The following is an 18,013-nucleotide window of genomic DNA, read 5'->3' on the forward strand; positions in this document are numbered from 1 at the left end:
TAAGCCCTGCCAAATGCAGGGCTTTTCCTTTTTCTGATAAGGCAGCTTTTTATTACGGGGAAAATACGTGTTAAACTTGAGGAAAGAGGACAAATAATACTGACGAATTCAGCAGAATTCCAAATTTACAGTTGGAAAACCGGTAGAAAATACATGATCTCTAAATTCCACTATATCTTTTGTGACACCTCATACATATACTGTGAATCATGTGTTTTTGTACTACTTTGCATGGATTGTGTTTATACTTATGATACACCCTATCTCAATAGAAACCCAAATGTTAAATCAATAGGCGTATCCAGCCTTTCATTAGTCTCAAAATAAAAAACATACACACCACCAAAGGCTTCATCTAAATAGTAAATAAATTCGGGACTTATTTCCTCTCCATTAAACATGAAAACATCATTATGTTTAACTCCCCAATATACATGTTTAAAATTGGGATCGCCATATTTTGCATTAACATATGTTGAATATAAGAATAGATCCCTACTTTCTACGTTGAAACCAGGGAAATATCTATCACCAAAATATTTTACATTCTCTGACAAAGTTACATTAGTTTCTCCGCTAGCAGCATCAACTATAAATTTATTATATTTATTAAAAAGTGAGTATCCATGTCTAGTAAAACTATATCTACTAGGACCAGTACTAATAAAACCTAATTCATTTTCTTTTAAATATATAATATGTGTAGTACCAACCCCATATTCCCTGGAATTCATTTCAAAAAGAATATCAGCTTCCCTAATGTTGCTTCTAAACAAAAGAAAATTTCTTGCAAAGAAATACTCTGTTACAGCACCAACTATATAGGTAAAAAGACAAAATATTATTATAAGTTCTAAGATTTCTTTGATACTATATTTCTTCAATGTTAGATACTCACCCCTTAATACCGTTTTTTCCTGATTACATTATAGATACAATTAAAAAGTGTCTTGTTACTATAAAAGTAAAATTTATTATGGTTTACATATAATTCTATTATGCCTCTTAGAAATACTGCGAAATCATTTTACAAAAAAGCTATAGTAATTTTTGTTACTATGTCAATATCGTATAAAAATACTTTTGTTTAACAAAATTAATATAGAATAAGCTATCACCAGATAGGTCTTCTTTGCATTTACTATTTAAAAGGTGAAACCAGTTTTGCCCTTGGAAAACTAAATGGTAGACCTTCTTTTAAAGAGAAAGTAGGAATGCTAGCGCAAACCCATGAATTACTAAACCTTACCTTAGAAAGTGGAAATCATCACAGCAACCATAACTTTCTCGATTTCTTTATACGCTGTATTAGTATGCTGCCTACATCCTGGTATTTAAAGCGTATAAGAGCAGACCGTGGCTTCTTTGACCAAGATACTCTTGAGTATTGTGAGGAAAATGGTTACGAGTATGTTGTTAAAGCAAAGATGCAAAAGGGTATTCAAAAGATAATTGACTATGTTAATGAAAATCCTAAACAATACCCATGGACGCCAATAAGGGTTAACAACTAATTTAATTTTGCCTGTGTTTGTAATTGACGCAACTTAAACTCTGCTCTGCTTATATTAAAGTTTATCTAGCAGGTTAGTCATGTCTAACTTACTATAGCTTATTTATCAGCCCATTAACTAGACATGTAGCTCCTGTAATCTTCGCTTCATTAGCATAAATATCTATCATAACTTTTTTGCATAACAACCTATTTTCCCATCTAGGTTTTGCAATAATTCTAAATATCTGCTCTGAATCTTCCTGAGAAATAATAGTGTATTTTTTCTTATGTAAAACTTCCTTTAGCAAATTCATAAATACGGCTTTTTCTTGAAATGGTAGGATTTCAGTTTTTGTAACATAGCAAAAACCATGCATTAAAGCAAACATAATTGAACTAGCAATCATATATGTAAGTTCCATAGGTCTTAGTGTAACAAATTGAAGCTCTGTGGTTTTATTAAAAATTAAAAAAACAATGTTAATATAATAAAAGACTTAACAAATCCTATAAAATACTCCTTAGTTGAAGCTTTATTAATCATCACATTCTGACCTCCCTATTACACAAGAAAAAATTTAACATTTAATCTTAGATATATCCTTATTGTATTCTAATAACATTTGAAAAGAAAACTGGTATGTATAATATAACATACCAGTATAGGGTTAAATATTAAAAGATGTTGCTCGCTATTACGGGCGTAGCCTTATTAGTGTAGGAGTGGCTTCATAGACCTGACCTGTCCTTAAACCATAAGTTTCTCTATAAGTAACATTTACTCTTACTGAAGGTAGAGAAGAAATCGTTCCATTATTTGCCATATCTAATATCTGAGTATCAACATTAGTTATCTCAACTATCTGCAATGCCGAGGCAATAGACATAAAATAACAAAGAAGAGTATATACAGGATTGGTTACCAACCATCCAGGGAGTCCAATAATTGCTGCAGTAGCCAATCTGACAGTCATATTAGTAGCATTTGCGGAGTTAACAAGAGATTAAAGTTCCGATCCTGTCATTGTATATTGTTTGGTAACAGTCCTAAAGCCCATAGGTTCCATATGTTCTGGTTCAAAATTGGTTATATTATTTGCGATAACAACTGAAGTAAAGCTAAGCATAATATAAATTATCCCCATGTGTAAAATATCCTTCCGATTTTGGAAGAAGTTCTACTATCTTTTCCCCCTCCAATGAATAAACTATATCTCTTAATACATAATAGTAAGTATCATTAATTTCAAAGTAATACTTCATATAAGGTTCTACGCCTTCAGCAATTGCTCGAATGCATAATCTTTATTGTTTATATCTTCAAATCAATATTCAGAGAATGCTGTTTTTGTACAAGATTATCATAATAGCCTTTTAAATTAGAAAGTATATAAAAGAAAAAAACATAGAAAAGTAGGATTGTACCACCAATAATATTTTTTTCCTCTTGTTATTTTCAATTAGACCACTCCTTGTATTTATTTCTAAGTTTTGTTAAGCTCTTTTAGGCTATACAGCGATAATTAACTCTACAACGAAACTTGCATAGAACTACCGGCCGACGACCTGAACTCAAGCCTCTTTTTGCGATGAGATAGATGATCCACGAGTTTCCATTCCCTGGACAGTTTATTTGTTTAATGTTTAACACATGTAAGGTTAGTGCTGTCATCCACTAGATCTTTGGTGAACACCGTCCAGTAATATGTAATAATATAGTAAGTTATAGTAGGTTCATAAAAATAATTTATTTTTGGAGGTTAATTTGAAAACTACATTTTACACCTTAATTAAAATTTTCCTATCTTTAGTAATAGGTTTAGGATTAACACAATTTATCCTAAAGCCAATTTATGAGGTCTTAGGTATAGCCTTTTATGGGAACCTATGGGTATTGTGGTTTGCCATGGCTTACTTTATTTACACATTAATAAATTTGTTCCTATCTATCAGAGTTGGTGCTGTCAAATCAAAAGAAACTCTACTTTTTTCTATTAACTGGCTATTACTGATTTTAGCCTTTTTAATTATTATATTTCCTATTTTAAAGAGAGAAATACCATATTAATAGAAAACAAATTTAGATATTATTAAGAAGCTCAAATCATATTATAAAGGATTTGAGCTTCTTATATTAATTTAATATACTATCTAATAAACATTACTAGCCCAGACCCAACCTGTATTCCATGCAGGAATAGTAGACCACATTCTTTTCCATTGGTCAGTAGCATTTGCCCTAACAGATAGCTCTGCATCCTCACTATAAAAAAGTCCACCAGTAGGTGTAATACCTATAGTCCATGACCCAGTCGCATAGGCAAGCCCACCGGATATATATGGAGTACTAACCCCCCGAGGAGTTACCATCATAAATGGATTATAATTGCTATGACCTTGGCTGCTTGATAATGCTCTAGTTGCATTAGTTCCACTATGTTCAAAATGGACTGATGTGTAAAAAGTTGTTAGATTAATCCCAAATAAAGCTACTTTTTGTTCTACTTTAACCCACCTTAGGTTAGACATAGGGACAAAATCACTTTTATCTTTATACGATTTATTAGAATTAATAGGAATTTTGACATTGTCTATTGTAATAAACAGTTTTTCTCCTTCTTTTGAGTTTAATACCTTTTCAACAATCTTTATATAGGTTTCTGGTTGTAATGCCTTGACAAATAATTCCTGTTGATAGTGATTAAGAGCTTTAAATTGCTTTAATACTTCTACAGCTTCTTGATCTTTTTTGCTTTCATTTTCTAGATATAAAATATAATCTTTTGCTGAGTATATATAACTATTATGTAAACCATCTACAACTTCAGCAGCAGCTACAACTGAACTTAATCCTAAGGCAAAAAACACAGTTAATAATATTAATAGTGGCACTGAAATTTTTTTAAACATATAAACCACTCCCTCTATATTTATTGGTTCAAAATATTATTTTTTAGTTTACAGCTCTTGTTGAAAAAAGGACAAAAAACGCTATACAACGGTAAATTCCAAAAATGCTAATAATCATAATAGTAATAACCCAGGCCCTTTCTTCGATGCCCTTAATGTTGTAGAGAGCTAATCCTCCAAAAAGTAAGCCAGCTAAAATATATAATAACGATATTTTTCCAAACTGCGGTAAAAAAACTGATAAAATACCAAAAAATAGCGATATTATTTTGTTTAAAAGCTCAATATTCATCAACCTCCCAAAAACATAAACATTTGTTATATTTATTTGTTTTTAGATTATAAAAGTTCGCTTTGTAGATTTAATATATAGTTTTAAATATTAAAAACTCTAATGATAAATCTCTTGCATCTTAATATAAAAGCTTAACCCTCATAAACACCACCTCCCCCAGCCTTTAATCTCTCCTTTACTTCAGGCCGGGGAAGGTTTAAAATAAAGCTAAACCTGACCTTTGCCTTTGGTAAAGTAGGGTCCACTCCCGGACAAATTGGAACTTACCAGGTTGGTGCAATTTGTCCGGGAGTACTTTTAGGATTCATTACCATAAACCTACCATATTTTCCTTTCCTTGTATACCTGGTAATTTCTACAGGTCCTAGATTAAAAAACTGACCTGAAACCTCTTTTTGGGATTTGGGTCAGTTCATTAAAAATCTTTTCGGCTCTATAGAAATAAAATAATTGCAGTTTTGATTTAAATAAGATAATTAACGATTAAGCCCTGCCAAATGCAGGGCTTTTCCTTTTTCTGATAAGGCAGCTTTTTATTACGGGGAAAATACGTGTTAAACTTGAGGAAAGAGGACAAATAATGCTTACGAATTCAGCAGAATCCCAAATTTACAGTTGGAAAATTTGGCAGAAATACATGATACCTGAAATCCAAAATATCTTTTGTGACGCCTCATATAGAGAATGTGACATATAGATTTTTGATTAACACAACTCTCTAAATTCTTCTATTGTGAGGTTTGCATCTTTTAGGATTCTTTTTAAAAGTCCAGGACGAAGTTCTTTGTGATCAGGAATAGTTATTGAAGGTAACCTACCATTTATATTCTTTAGCCTTATATGACTACCTTTTTGTCTAACTGTTTTATAGCCAATTTTTTCAAGAGCTTTTATACATTCCAGCCCAGAAACCACAGGAAGTTTTGGCGTCATCTCTCTAACACCACACTGCCAACAATTATACTGCTAATAGCTTTTTCCTCATCATCAAGGCATAACTCTATTGCTTCTTTTATATTTTTCAAGGCTTCATCTATTGAATCTCCTTGTGAATAACAACCTTCAAAAGCAGGACAAGATACAATATAACCAGTCTCATCCTGTTCAATGATTATGGGGTAGCTTTTCACATTTATCACCTCCATTATAATTATACCCTATCCCAAGCTAGCTTTACAATGTCGTATTAATCATCTTATGCGTCAGGACTTATATCTCATTTGTAACCATTGAAAGTACTAGTTATTGAAATCTCTGATAACGTTTAGAATAAGCTCTAAACTCTTTTTTTCCTCATTAGCAACTAGATTGATAAATTCAGTTAAATTACCTTTATCAGCTTCCATTAAGGCCCTATAGTATTCCTCTCTATTTTCATTTCTAATAACTACTGGAACATAACCATTTTTCATTAGAATTAAATTCATTAAAATTCTTGCAACCCTACCGTTTCCATCATCAAATGGATGTATGGCTACAAAGCGATGATGGGCTATAGCACTTATCTCTATGGGATGTTTATTGCTATTATTAATAAAATAGATCAACTTTTCCATTTCTTCAGGCACCAAAATTGGCTCACAATACTTATGTAGATCGCCATTCATAGTAAGAACATGGTTAGGTTCCTTTTTATACATTCCTGGAGTTATATGCTTTTTTCTTTTACTTCCACTAGGTCCAACCATAATATAATCAATCCCTTTTAGCAAAAGGGCATGCAGCTCTTTTATTAATCCTTCAGAAATCTTTCTATTCTCCTTAATGATCTCTTCAATAAATTCAATTGCATCAGCATGATTTTTAACTTCAAGATATTCTTTTAATGTCTTGCCCTTCGAAGTTAGACCATGTTGCAGAAAGAAAGAAGTTTCTTGTAAGGTTAGAGTATTGCCTTCTATAGCGTTAGAATTATATGTCCATTCAATTTTAAATTTTTCATCTATTATTTCCATTAGTTCTAGTGAAAGTGGTCTCTGTTTGTCAAGTTCAGTTTTTAACTTATCTAATTCTTTAAAATCCATATAAATTACCACCTTATTTAAGGCATAAAATTTTCAGCCATATATTTCCATTATACCACAAACAGTCCACATCTAACAATGTTTCCGCAGCGTGTTTTTTATCCCAAGTATCAAACGAATACGTGTTGTTTCCTGCTTGAAGTTCTAGTGCACTTAACTTTACATTGTAAAGTTCTTCTGCTTTTTTGCCAAGTTAACTCCAAGCTCGGATATGCTTATTTGCATTTTTTGCACTTCACTTTTAAAAAGTTATAGGGGCTTACTGGTGTTATTAGCCATCTTATCACTATTTCCATTTTTTCTCGCACTTCCAGTCAATACCAATATATTTTTCTTTGCCAATCTTTTTACCCTCCCCAATACTATATTGTATTAAGAGTTAAGCATTTTTCTTGTTATTAGGCTTTTCCAATTTGGCACAGGGGTCCATAGGTTTCACAAAGGTTTCTGAGTAAATGTGCTTTATATCTCTAGCTTTGAATAAAGCCTCTTTCGTGAAGCTCTTTTTCTTTCTGTTCATCTTTTTAGGCTCCCTTCAAAATTGCCATACAGGCAACTCCACAATTATACTTTTAGTATTGGCAATAATTAAACAAATATTTCTACAGGGGCATTAAATAGTTTTTTATACTCCATTAAATTTCTATAAGATGCTTCCAATAACGGGAAGGCATAAAGCTTTTTTGAAGTCTGGGATTCTTTCTTTCTCTTATAGCAATCTTATCAAAATATGTTTTCCATACCTTTTGATAGAGATATTCTTCTTCATCTATTGGTAAGGCTTGAGTAACCTCCAGCTCTGTCATTACCCATTCAGTTTGGTTATAAACTATGGCTGTCTTTCTTTTAATATCGTGGATAATCCAGTTTTGATCTGACATCCTCCTGGCAAAATGAGGAGCTATTAAAGCAATAACATTGTGATCCGGTTCCATTGACGCGTAATAGACATCCCCTCTAATCAACCTGAACCTGATAAGTCCCAGCATTCTATGCTTTTCCCTGGCTACTTTCTTGCAGATCTCATGAAGCCTGGAGACAGTCTCATGAGAATAATTTCCATCTACATATTTGCCCATTTTTAAGCCAAGCTTTAAATAATTATAAATAAGCGTATCCCCATTGTCTGTTTCAGAGAGAAAAGCATAGTAAACATTTTTTAAAGCGGTGAAGGAGATCCTTTCCTTAATAGCATTAAAGACCTTATCGGCTTTATCATTGTCTGAGTAGATATAAATGGGTTGGGAGAATAGATTCTGACTATAGTCCCATTCCTTTAATATCTGCCCAGGCTTTTCTTTCTGGTAAAAGGCTTCATAGACAGCAGTCAGCAGGCCAGAGAAGGTGCCATCATAAATATATACTATCATGTAACCACTTCCTAAATAATGAATAGCTGTTAGCAGCCTAAGAACTCTTCAGTGAAGATAGTAAGCTGATTAGATGCCTGGGAAAAGGTCCTCTTGGTATTTGTAATGGATAGTCTAATGAGCTCCTCGTTAAGTCCCCTTTCCCCATAGTATTTCCCCTGGCAGGTGATAAAGTGGCGAGCCCTTTTTAAAACCACTCCAATTCTGCTTAGACCGTCAAAGGTTAGGGCTTTTACCCTCCTGGCAGCTAGTATTTTTCTGGCAGAAATTACTCCAATACCCGGCACCCTCAAAAGCATCTCATAGTCTGCCTTGTTTACCTCAACTGGGAAAAGATGCAGGTTCCTTAAAGCCCAGTCACTTTTAGGGTCCAGATTAAGATCCAGATTAGGATGCTTTTCGTCAAGGATTTCTTCGGCTTTAAAACCATAAAACCGCAGCAGCCAGTCTGCCTGATACAGTCTATTTTCTCGAACCATGGGCGGGCTTGCTATTGCTGGTAATAATGAGCTTTGGGTATTCACCGGGACATATGCTGAATAATAAACCCTTTTTAAGCCAAATCTTCCATATAAACCCTGGGTTAAATTCAGTACATGTAGGTCATCATCAGGAGTAGCTCCTACTATAAGCTGGGTGCTTTGACCAGCAGGCACAAAGGGGAGAGCTTTTTTGAAAGTCTTCCTCTCTTCTCTAACCTCTTTAATTCTAGTGGAAATAAGCCCCATTGAGCCTATTATGGAAGACTTATTCTTCTGGGGAGCGAGCATACTCAAGCTCTTTCCAGTAGGCAGTTCAATATTTACACTCATCCTATCAGCATATTGCCCTGCCAGTGAGATTAATCTGCTATCGGCACCTGGAATAGCCTTTACATGGATGTAGCCGTTAAAGCCCTTGTTCTCTCTTAATAGCCTCATAGCTTTTATAAGCTGCTCCATTGTATAGTCAGGATTCTTAATGATGCCTGAGCTTAGAAATAAACCTTCAATATAGTTGCGTCTGTAAAAGTTTATGGTAAGCTCAGCAAGTTCTTCAGGAGTAAAAGCTGCCCTTGGAATATCATTAGAGTGTCTGTTGACACAGTAAACACAGTCATAGATACAATAGTTGGTGTACAGTATCTTTAACAGGGAGATACACCTTCCGTCTTCTGACCAGCTGTGGCAAATTCCTGCATAAGCACCATTTCCTAAGCCGCCCTTGGTATTTTTTCTTTTGCTGCCGCTTGAGGAACAGGACACATCGTACTTTGCACTTTCTGACAAGATTTCAACCTTTCTTTCAAGGTTCATTTCTCCATTACCCCTTAGAGTGAAACTTGCCAATTTATTGGCCTAGCATTATTTTAACATTAAAGCAGGCCAAAATCAAAACATATGTTCTGTGGATATTATTTATGTGGTGTCTATTTACAGTCCCTTTTGCAGGAAGCTCACAATAACAACTATCAACAGGCTGTTATTTTTGGAGCCGGCGGTGGCTTTAATTCCCACATTTTTTACCCAAGGGAAAGTGAGCTGGATAACAAATGCAGCACGGGAGATGAATGAATTATTAAGCCATGGTACCACCCTGGATTCCAAAATGCTCATGGCAATCAATAACAAGTCATGGGCTGCTGTATTTAGAAGAATTGAAGATATATTTCAAAAATTAGAGCTGCTATGATATTATAGCAGCTCTAATGCTTTAAACTTGCTGACTTTCTTTATGGATGGAAGCAGCAATCTTATTATTAGCCTTACTTTCAGGACTACCAGAAGAGCCTAATGATAGATTCAGGCTTCCATATATGTATATCAAAATTGATACAGCCAAAGCCCCAAAAATTATTGCCCACTCATGAAGTGTACTTGTGTAATACTCTACAGGTATTCCAAATGGTTGATTCAACTGCCCACTAATTATTAAAATATGCTTATCTACATACATGCCTATTAAAACCATTAATCCGGCCGCAGCAAAATAACTTTCATTCCTGGTCGATGGGTTTAGCAAGAGGATAAAGGGAATTAAGATACCCACACCAACATAAAGCAGCCAAAACTGCATTCCGTAGGGACTACCGATAACATATGAAGTATCAGGCACATTAGCAAAGTATACAGTAATTAATCTCCATATTGTGAAAAGCAAGGCTACTGCTAACAATACTGTTAATATCGTGGATAATTCTTTAATGGCACGCTGCAGGTCCTCTTCAATGACTTTTTTCTTCACCTTGTATGTCATGATTGTTCCTAATATCATGGCAGCTATCCCTGATATAACTGCAGAAAAGACAAAAAATACAGGGGTTCCACTACCAAACCACAAGGGCTTATCTAGAATTACTCCAAAAATTCCCCCTAAAATACTAGTTGCTGATACAGCAGCAATTAAGGTTATTATGGAAGCAGCCTTTACAATCCTTTTGTAATTGTGATGTATAGCCCAGAATTCAAAAATTAAAAGCACCAGATAAACTGCATATACTGCACCCATCCACCACATGGGAGAGGCAAAATTAGGAGAAGTAATGAAATAAAAGATCCTGTCTATCCTACCTATATCCATGGCTAGCATGCCTAAAGCAGGTATTAAAATAGATATGGCTAAAAAGTGCGCCCTTTTCTGCAAAAGCTGAAATCGATGTATTTCTAAGACTTCAAAAAAGTTAGCTGTTAAACATAGCCCACTTGCAGTAAGTGCTAAAAATATGTAGGCGGCTATTAAAATATTCCAGCCTACCTGATCTGTAGTGCCAAATACAGTATGACCTTTTAAAAAAACAGCAGACCCTAGATACATACTCACAGCAAGAACAACAAAAAGCAGCACCAATCCAATTATCAAACTTTGAGAATACTTTTTCCCAACCATCAATTATTTCCTCCCATCCACATGTCTAGGATAGCAACCCATAATAAATTTGAGGTCTAGTTAACTTTTCTTTTTTCAATTGAATTCCATTTCTTTCAACAATTAGTCTGGAAACATCACTTTTTGGGTCATTAAGATCTCCAAAAACTCTAGCTCCAGTAGGACACCATTCATTACAGGCAGTTATCAATTTACCCCCATCTATCCGGTGCTGGCAGAAGGTGCATTTAATAACTGTTCCTCCTACATGTACTCCCAGGGGATGCTCTTTTTTATAGGAAAAGGGAGGCTGCTTGTTAAACATCCTAACCCTATATGGGCAGGCCTGCATGCAGTACTTACACCCAATACATTTGGTATTGTCTTGAACTACCAAACCATCTGCCCTTTTATATGTTGCCTTTACAGGGCATACATGGGCACAAACTGGGTTCTCGCAGTGCATGCATAAAAGAGGCTTGTAGTAAGGTCTAGCATTAGGACCTTCACCTATTGTCATTTCTAAAACCCTGTTGGGTGTTATTCCTTCAGGCATTTGATTTTCCCTGATACACGCCATGGTACAGGCATTGCAGCCAATACATTTTTCCAAATCTATAAACATACCATATCTAGCATTTGGATTTCCCTGGGCAGCTGCCATACTGCCCCTTGTAATCAGATTGGGTATACTGCTGGCACCCACAAATGCCAGCAGACCTAATGACCCAGAATATTTAAGGAATTTCCTTCTGCTGCAGTTCAAAAGTATCACCTCACTTGAATTTAGTGCATTTAGTTAACAGGCTTTTATAGAGATTACTATAATTCATTACCAGTTAAATAATTATAAGATTCTTTAAGGAGAGATTTTGCATATAAGGGGTTATGAACCCCATAGCTTCCATCCTTTTTAACAATTCGCCAGTTGTAGGTGGCTACATAGGCTTCGTGGGGAATATCTGTCATTACCTCTCCATTATTGTCATAAAATATGAACGCACCGCCGGCTGCATCAATTTTTGATGCTCCTGCAGCATCCAGAATTGCCAGCTCAAGCTTATCAAGCATTACTTTAATCTCATCCTGCAAACCACCAATATTGTATGTACCTGATACATCAGTGTGGCAGCTTGCACAAGTCTGGTCATAGTAAGCCATATCCATTGCAAATGTATGTTTCCTATATCCATCCTCAGTTTCTGGCATATGGCAGGCTACACAACTATCCTCTATTGTTGCATGGGCTATGGATACTATATACTCTCTTCCAGGTATCTCCATTCCGCCTTTTCCCGTTAACAATGCAGCATTCATACCATAATGTGGATAAGTGTATCTTTGAAGTTCACCTGCTTCTGATTGAGCAAATAAATGAGATGGATTCCTATTACTGTTGTGACAGGATGCACATACTGCTCCCAATCCGGCCTCAAAGGGTTCACTCATAAAAGGCAGCTCTGTCAACCCAGTGGACATTCTTTCCTTGCCAAACCCTGTATGACAAGCCTGACAATCAATACCTGTTTGATGTGGTGGTTCAAAAGCTTTATCTGTATATTCTAATTGATCAGCAAAGCCAACACCATCGTGGCATTTAGCACAACCGATTCCTCTATCTGCAGTAGCTACTATTGCATAGCTGTGGGAAGAGGACTTCCACTCATCCGATATTAATTCTGTTACCTCTAGTGATGAGATTCCTCCCTTGTCTTGATCCATGCTGACAGGTTCATTTTGTCCACAAGCAGTTATAGAAAACAAAAGAAACAACAGCATGACTGTAAAAACCAAACCTTTTTTCATTCATTGGTCCTCCCTTTCAAATTAAATTATTTACTATTGGTAGCTGTGCAGGCCCGGCAGAAAAACATTTACTCCAATGTAAGTGAATAGGACACAAGCAAAACCAAAAACTGCAAACCAGGCGGCTTTTCTACCACCCCAACCCCGTGTAAATCTAGCATGCAAATATATTGCATAAACAAACCATGTTATTAGAGACCAGGTTTCTTTTGGATCCCACCCCCAATACCTGCCCCAGGCCTGTTCTGCCCAGATAGCACCTGTTAAAATACATAGGGTAAGAAATAAGAAACCAAAGGCAATTGTTTTATATATAAAATCATCAAGAATAGTCAGATCGGGAAACTTCTGGACTACAATTCCCAGCTTTCCCTTTTCCTCGCTGTATGACCTGTATAGATACATCAGTGCAAGACCGCAGGCAACTGCAAAAGCACCATAGGAGAAAATTGCAGTTCCTACGTGGAGCTTAAGCCACCAGCTTTGTAATGCTGGCATGAGGGGCCTGATGTCCTTGGGCAGGGTTGATGCATAACCTATTATCAGCAGGGCAAAGGGCATTACAAAGGCACCAAAGACCTGGAATTTTGATTTGTAACGAAACTCAATGAACAAATAACACAGCACAATACCCCATGCAAAGACATTAGCAAATTCAAACTGATTGCTCAAAGGTGCCCTGCCTGCCTCGATGGTTCTTAAAACCAGGGCTATGGTGTGGGCAGTAATACCAATTACAGCCAGGTACTTTGCCACCTTGCCGGCATTTGTTCGATTATTTACAACATAGAGAAAATAAGCTATAGTTGCTGCTACATAAAGAATAAATGTAGCATTAAAAAACATTTCCTCCCAAAAAATTACAAGTTCCATTATTTGACCTCCCCTATCTTGGATAATTCCTTGTGCAGCTTTTCAAATTCAAGCTCAAAACCCACTTTATTTCTACGACTTGTACCTGCAAAAATAATTTGCCCGTTGGTATCTTTACCAGAATACAACCAGACTCTTCTGGGATACATGTAGAAACTCATTATTAATCCCAAGGTCAAAAGGATAGAAGCAGCTAGAGCTAGTGGTTTACCAGGCTGTTTTATAATTTGAAAGCCGGTATAGTTCTTGAAACCAGTAAACTCCATTGTATGCCCATGAAACAGCTCCATTACCTGGTTTAAGGGTTCAATATAATACTGCTGCCCAATCAGCTGTCCATCCCCACTAAATATTTGAAAGGCTACCATTGGGTTAGCTGGATATTGGGTTCTTGTTATGGGAGTACCATCCCTTGTCATGGTAAAGTCCGGGAAAAAACGAAGAATGGAAATATGAATTCCAAGACCCTCATAGAAACCTGATTGACCCGGCACTAATAACATTGTTTTTCTTTCATCTGTGGCAGGGTTATGGAATTCAATATCTACTCCCCAGCCATAGGTTGACTGATAAAAGTTAACTCCCTTGTATCTCAAGGGTCTATTAACATAAATTGTTTCCTGCTTAATCTCACTGTCATCTTCTCTATCTATAACTGTTAATGTGCTGTAGTACTGCTCTATGGTTCTATGGGCATCGTCCCTGTATCTTATTTCAAAGTCATCTATGCGAACATCAAAGCCCTGATCCTGTAAATGTATTGTTTCACCTGGAAAGCCACCTTGAAAATCTGAAAAACCTCCTAATATACCAATCAGACCTGCAAGGAGAATTAATATTAAGCTTACATGTGTAACCAAAGATCCCAGGTACCCAAAGCGTCCCTTGTCTGCACTAATTAAAAAACCTCCATCTTTAACTTCAACCCTGGTTCTGTATCCTTTTTTCTTTAATGAGTTTTCTAGATGGCCTGCTTTTTCTGGTGCTGCTGCATAATGCAGAGTTGTTTGTTTGTGCAAGGATTTTAAATATGTTAAATCTACATTTGATTTAATGTTGGACACTTGCTCCCAGAGTTTGGGAAATCTATTAATACTGCACACCAGCAGGTTAAGCCCTGTTATACCCAGCAATCCAATAAACCACCACGAGCTATATACTCTTTCCATGGCGGGCTGATGCTCCAAGAATGTAGCAGCATATATTGAAACAGCAGTAAGAATCAGTAATAATATTAGCCCTACCTTCATAGAACTAAAAAACTGCCATATTTTATTATTTTTATTTGGGTTATTTGTCACTTGATCACATCCAGTCTAATGGAGAATTTTAATCTAAATTAAAATCAGTTATTAAAAATCTTTAAAGACCTTTACCCAAATATCCTATTATTTATTACTTATACTAATTTATGCAATTAGGATAATTTATCCTAGATGCATTTAGGCAAATGTGTTAGTACAATTGTACCTGTTTTTTAGGACATGTTGGGTGTGGTGAAGAGTTTCCTATGCTCAACATAGTATGCAGCTGCCTGGGCCCTATTGCTCAAGTCTAGTTTTTTCATTATCCTACTCAAATGATTTCTTACAGTTTTTTCACTTAAATAAAGGATACATCCTATTTCCTTATTGGTTTTTCCTTCTGAAACTAGTTCTAGTACTTTTAGCTCCTGGGGTGATAACTTGTCCAGATTATCATTGTTTTTGCTGCTGTCTTTAATAAAATTTAATACTTTTCCTGTTATATTAGGATCTAAAAGGGATTCACCCTTGGCAACTCTTTGTATTGCATCTACTAAAGAATTCCCCTTAATCTCCTTTAATACAAATCCCGAAGCACCTGCCATGATAGAATCTATTACTATTTCATCATCAGGAAAAGAAGTGAGCATTATAATTTTCACATCTGGAAACTGTTCATGAATGGCCTTGCATGCATCTACACCGCTGCCATCAGGCAGCCTTACATCCATTAAAATCACATCAGGCCTAACCTGTGCTGCTTTTGCAACTGCATCCTTTAACGTACCTGCTTCAGCAACAAATGTTAGATTATCATGGTTAGCCAACAAACCTTTTAGGCCTAGCCGCACCAACTCATGATCATCAACAATCATTACCTTTGGCATCTTGACTCCCTCCTTTTTAAGTAATTTCTTGGGGGTTTTCCTTTTTTACTTACTGCAACTAAACCCTATTAAATTATCTTCTATAGATATGTTAAAATCACCTTTATCCATAAAAAGTTTCAATTTTTGAATAATCTCCTGTATAGGAAGAAATCAAATATAAAAAATATTAATTATTATTATACCTTTTTACTTCACCCATGGGTGATGAAATTTCTGTGAATTATCTTCTTTGCATATTAACCTTATTAAATAGGCTGGAATGGGAGGAAATAGAATATCAACTGGTAAAGGTAAATTATTAGACACGTTTAGAAGATGCCCAGGATGTAAGAAGGACTGTAAACTTGGGTTAAATAAAGGAATTTCAAAGATAAAAGTAGAATTTAACAACTCACAATATTTAAGTAGGAACAATATGGGGTTAAAGGGGTAAATATGTCTGCCAGGCCTTCTTTTTTTAAAATTTTGTTAGCCACTATTTTAATATTTTTCCTTGTACTAACATTTACATCTCAAAACAATGCCCAGCAAAAGCCTCCCATAACTGCTGTAGAAGAGGATCTGGACAAGCTTTTTTATCAGGAGGCAGAAACTATAAATACAATTCTCAATTTACTATCACAAATAGAAAATGCCCAAAGAGAAAAGATGAATCTCACTGCTGAAATTTCAAAGGTTAGAGATGAAATCAGCAGTTTGCAAGGCAAGATAAATGCAGAGCAGCTTGTTTATGAAAATAATCGTAATGCTTTAAAACAAGTCCTTAAAAGCTACCAGAAAATGGGACCAGCTTCCTATTTGCAGATTATCCTGGAATCAAGCAGCCTGGGGGATTTTTTGAGAAGATTAAGCATTATAAGAGAATTAAGTAAAAATACATATAATTTATTGCACTCCATTAATGAAACCAGGGAACTTTTGATAGCTGAAAGAAACAGTTATGAGGAAATGCTCCTTGAACTGGCTGAAAAGGAAGAACAACTAGCAGAAACCCTACTAAAAACAATTCATCTCAAGGAGGACATGGAAAAACTTCTCCAATCCATTGGCGGACAGCAGGAGCAGCTCTCAAGGCAGTTAATTGATATGCGCTTGTCCTGGAATGAAATCAAGCCGTTTTTTATACAAACCCTGCATGATCTGGCATCAGCCATTGAAAGTGGCAGCCTCCCTGAAGATGGATTAAAAACCACCTTTACCTTAAGGGGTATCAAGGGTACCATTTCACAGACTGCCTTTAATGATATCATAGCCAGCCATTCCGAACTTCCTGACATTGAATTTAAATTTTTGCCAGGGAAGGTGGTAATGGAATTACCTGAAAAGAACCTTACTTTACAAGGCACCTTTGAGGTTATAAACAAATCAGCTATCATGCTTAATATTGTTCATGGAAGCTTTTATGGCTTCCCCCTTGACCAAAATTCTTTAAATGAACTTTTTATGGACACCAGACTGCTAATGGATTTTCAGCCATTGATAGGCAGCAGCGCAATACAGTCTATAGAGATTAAGGATGGATCCCTTGAACTGATTATTATTCCAGGCTTTTTCTTCAATCAATAGGAGGAATCTAGGAGGCATTTTAATGATTATTGCCAGAAATGTATACCTTGAGTATCCAGACGGAACCCAGGCACTAAAGGATATATCCCTAGAAATTGACCCTGGAGAACTTGTTTATATTCTAGGGCCAAGTGGTTCAGGCAAAACAAGCTTGCTAAAGCTTTTTATGGCCATTGAATATCCAACAAGGGGAAGCCTGCAGGTCCTAGATAAACCCATGGATAAAGCAGGGCCAGCCGCTGTCAGATCATTAAGGAGACTAATGGGACCTGTGTTTCAGGACTTTAAGCTAATAAATGGCAGGACTGTTTTTGAGAATGTGTTAATTGGCATGAGGTTTTTGGAAATCTCCTCTGGCTTAATGAAAGTCAATGCCAAAGAGGCACTGGAGAAGGTAGGCCTTGAGCATAAAACCTTTTCCCTTGTAGATAACTTATCCTGGGGTGAACGCCAGCGTGTTGTTATTGCCAGGGCAGCAGCTAGAAAGCCCAGTTTAATTCTTGCCGATGAGCCCACAGGCAACCTTGACCATGACAATGCAGTAAAGATTCTAGATCTTTTATCATCATTTAGGGATGATAAAACTTCTGTTATTATAACCACCCATGCAACTCACTTGTTGGATGATAGGCACAATTACAGGTGTATTGCCCTTAATAATGGAAGTATTGTAAAAGACATGAAAGGATGTTAATG

General features: G+C 35.9%; 23 protein-coding genes. 6 read left to right on the forward strand and 17 right to left on the reverse strand.

What is annotated here, in order from left to right; translation table 11 throughout:
- Positions 1-260: 260 nt before the first annotated feature.
- On the reverse strand, positions 261-884 hold the full coding sequence (locus K364_RS0117685; protein WP_028309129.1) for a hypothetical protein: 624 nt from the start codon (positions 882-884) through the stop codon (positions 261-263).
- A gap of 252 nt (positions 885-1,136) precedes the next feature.
- Here K364_RS0117685 and K364_RS0117690 point away from each other — a divergent pair, with 252 nt between their 5' ends.
- Positions 1,137-1,514 (forward strand): transposase, encoded by a 378-nt coding sequence (locus K364_RS0117690; RefSeq protein WP_340622520.1) that lies wholly within the window; start codon positions 1,137-1,139, stop codon positions 1,512-1,514.
- A gap of 91 nt (positions 1,515-1,605) precedes the next feature.
- Here the strand turns inward: K364_RS0117690 and K364_RS0117695 are convergent, their stop codons facing one another.
- Positions 1,606-1,902, reverse strand: a complete 297-nt coding sequence (locus K364_RS0117695) for a hypothetical protein (RefSeq protein WP_028309131.1) — start codon at positions 1,900-1,902, stop codon at positions 1,606-1,608.
- A gap of 288 nt (positions 1,903-2,190) precedes the next feature.
- Positions 2,191-2,469 carry a hypothetical protein gene (locus tag K364_RS26795; protein WP_156946516.1) on the reverse strand — a complete coding sequence of 93 codons (279 nt, stop codon included), beginning with the start codon at positions 2,467-2,469 and terminating at the stop codon, positions 2,191-2,193.
- A gap of 791 nt (positions 2,470-3,260) precedes the next feature.
- On the opposite strand from K364_RS26795, the gene K364_RS0117710 reads away from it, so the two are divergent.
- Entirely contained in the window at positions 3,261-3,563 is a 303-nt protein-coding gene (locus tag K364_RS0117710) for a hypothetical protein (RefSeq protein WP_051534189.1), read from the forward strand.
- An 83-nt stretch (positions 3,564-3,646) separates the two neighbouring features.
- Here K364_RS0117710 and K364_RS0117715 read toward each other — a convergent pair whose 3' ends face one another.
- From K364_RS0117715 to K364_RS24680, 8 genes are all read right to left on the reverse strand, one after another.
- Entirely contained in the window at positions 3,647-4,405 is a 759-nt protein-coding gene (locus tag K364_RS0117715) for a hypothetical protein (protein WP_028309133.1), read from the reverse strand.
- A gap of 43 nt (positions 4,406-4,448) precedes the next feature.
- Positions 4,449-4,697, reverse strand: coding sequence for a hypothetical protein (locus tag K364_RS0117720; protein WP_028309134.1), 249 nt, complete (start codon positions 4,695-4,697; stop codon positions 4,449-4,451).
- 708 nt (positions 4,698-5,405) lie between these two features.
- Positions 5,406-5,633 carry a type II toxin-antitoxin system HicA family toxin gene (locus tag K364_RS0117725; RefSeq protein WP_028309135.1) on the reverse strand — a complete coding sequence of 76 codons (228 nt, stop codon included), beginning with the start codon at positions 5,631-5,633 and terminating at the stop codon, positions 5,406-5,408.
- Positions 5,630-5,830 carry a type II toxin-antitoxin system HicB family antitoxin gene (locus K364_RS0117730; RefSeq protein ID WP_242841745.1) on the reverse strand — a complete coding sequence of 67 codons (201 nt, stop codon included), beginning with the start codon at positions 5,828-5,830 and terminating at the stop codon, positions 5,630-5,632. Before K364_RS0117730 ends, K364_RS0117725 begins: the two co-directional genes overlap by 4 nt.
- A gap of 108 nt (positions 5,831-5,938) precedes the next feature.
- Positions 5,939-6,724 carry a Fic family protein gene (locus K364_RS0117735; RefSeq protein ID WP_028309137.1) on the reverse strand — a complete coding sequence of 262 codons (786 nt, stop codon included), beginning with the start codon at positions 6,722-6,724 and terminating at the stop codon, positions 5,939-5,941.
- Positions 6,725-7,103: 379 nt separating this feature from the next.
- Positions 7,104-7,244 (reverse strand): hypothetical protein, encoded by a 141-nt coding sequence (locus K364_RS26805; protein ID WP_156946517.1) that lies wholly within the window; start codon positions 7,242-7,244, stop codon positions 7,104-7,106.
- A gap of 115 nt (positions 7,245-7,359) precedes the next feature.
- The gene (locus K364_RS0117750) at positions 7,360-8,094 is read right to left on the reverse strand and encodes a TIGR03915 family putative DNA repair protein (RefSeq protein WP_028309138.1); all 735 of its coding nucleotides are present in this window, start codon (positions 8,092-8,094) and stop codon (positions 7,360-7,362) included.
- Between the two features lie 29 nt (positions 8,095-8,123).
- Complete coding sequence (locus K364_RS24680) at positions 8,124-9,389, reverse strand: putative DNA modification/repair radical SAM protein (protein WP_035270051.1); 1,266 nt, start codon at positions 9,387-9,389, stop codon at positions 8,124-8,126.
- Positions 9,390-9,495: 106 nt separating this feature from the next.
- Between K364_RS24680 and K364_RS27105 the strand changes: the two genes are divergently transcribed.
- Positions 9,496-9,765: a hypothetical protein gene (locus tag K364_RS27105; protein WP_207640880.1), complete on the forward strand. Its 270-nt coding sequence runs from the start codon at positions 9,496-9,498 to the stop codon at positions 9,763-9,765.
- A gap of 21 nt (positions 9,766-9,786) precedes the next feature.
- On the opposite strand, the gene nrfD is transcribed toward K364_RS27105, so the two are convergent.
- The 6 genes from nrfD to K364_RS0117790 form a co-directional block, all read right to left on the reverse strand.
- Positions 9,787-10,959: an NrfD/PsrC family molybdoenzyme membrane anchor subunit gene (nrfD, locus tag K364_RS0117765; RefSeq protein WP_028309140.1), complete on the reverse strand. Its 1,173-nt coding sequence runs from the start codon at positions 10,957-10,959 to the stop codon at positions 9,787-9,789.
- A 25-nt stretch (positions 10,960-10,984) separates the two neighbouring features.
- Positions 10,985-11,704, reverse strand: a complete 720-nt coding sequence (gene dsrO, locus K364_RS0117770) for a sulfate reduction electron transfer complex DsrMKJOP subunit DsrO (RefSeq protein ID WP_242841746.1) — start codon at positions 11,702-11,704, stop codon at positions 10,985-10,987.
- 56 nt (positions 11,705-11,760) lie between these two features.
- On the reverse strand, positions 11,761-12,744 hold the full coding sequence (locus K364_RS0117775) for an ammonia-forming cytochrome c nitrite reductase subunit c552 (RefSeq protein ID WP_028309142.1): 984 nt from the start codon (positions 12,742-12,744) through the stop codon (positions 11,761-11,763).
- A gap of 33 nt (positions 12,745-12,777) precedes the next feature.
- Positions 12,778-13,617 (reverse strand): c-type cytochrome biogenesis protein CcsB, encoded by an 840-nt coding sequence (gene ccsB, locus K364_RS0117780; protein ID WP_028309143.1) that lies wholly within the window; start codon positions 13,615-13,617, stop codon positions 12,778-12,780.
- Entirely contained in the window at positions 13,617-14,918 is a 1,302-nt protein-coding gene (gene resB, locus K364_RS0117785) for a cytochrome c biogenesis protein ResB (protein ID WP_028309144.1), read from the reverse strand. Before resB ends, ccsB begins: the two co-directional genes overlap by 1 nt.
- 176 nt (positions 14,919-15,094) lie before the next feature.
- Positions 15,095-15,748: a response regulator transcription factor gene (locus K364_RS0117790; RefSeq protein ID WP_028309145.1), complete on the reverse strand. Its 654-nt coding sequence runs from the start codon at positions 15,746-15,748 to the stop codon at positions 15,095-15,097.
- 262 nt (positions 15,749-16,010) lie between these two features.
- Here K364_RS0117790 and K364_RS26815 point away from each other — a divergent pair, with 262 nt between their 5' ends.
- Genes K364_RS26815 through K364_RS0117800 form a run of 3 tightly spaced genes read left to right on the forward strand, consistent with a single transcriptional unit; the run spans position 16,011 to position 18,011 of the window.
- Positions 16,011-16,184, forward strand: a complete 174-nt coding sequence (locus K364_RS26815) for a hypothetical protein (RefSeq protein ID WP_156946519.1) — start codon at positions 16,011-16,013, stop codon at positions 16,182-16,184.
- Positions 16,185-16,186: 2 nt separating this feature from the next.
- Positions 16,187-17,317, forward strand: a complete 1,131-nt coding sequence (locus K364_RS0117795; RefSeq protein WP_028309146.1) for a coiled-coil domain-containing protein — start codon at positions 16,187-16,189, stop codon at positions 17,315-17,317.
- A 22-nt stretch (positions 17,318-17,339) separates the two neighbouring features.
- Positions 17,340-18,011: a cell division ATP-binding protein FtsE gene (locus K364_RS0117800; protein ID WP_028309147.1), complete on the forward strand. Its 672-nt coding sequence runs from the start codon at positions 17,340-17,342 to the stop codon at positions 18,009-18,011.
- Positions 18,012-18,013 lie beyond the last annotated feature (2 nt).

The organism is Desulfitibacter alkalitolerans DSM 16504 (assembly GCF_000620305.1).
In the GTDB taxonomy this organism is placed as follows: domain Bacteria; phylum Bacillota; class DSM-16504; order Desulfitibacterales; family Desulfitibacteraceae; genus Desulfitibacter; species Desulfitibacter alkalitolerans.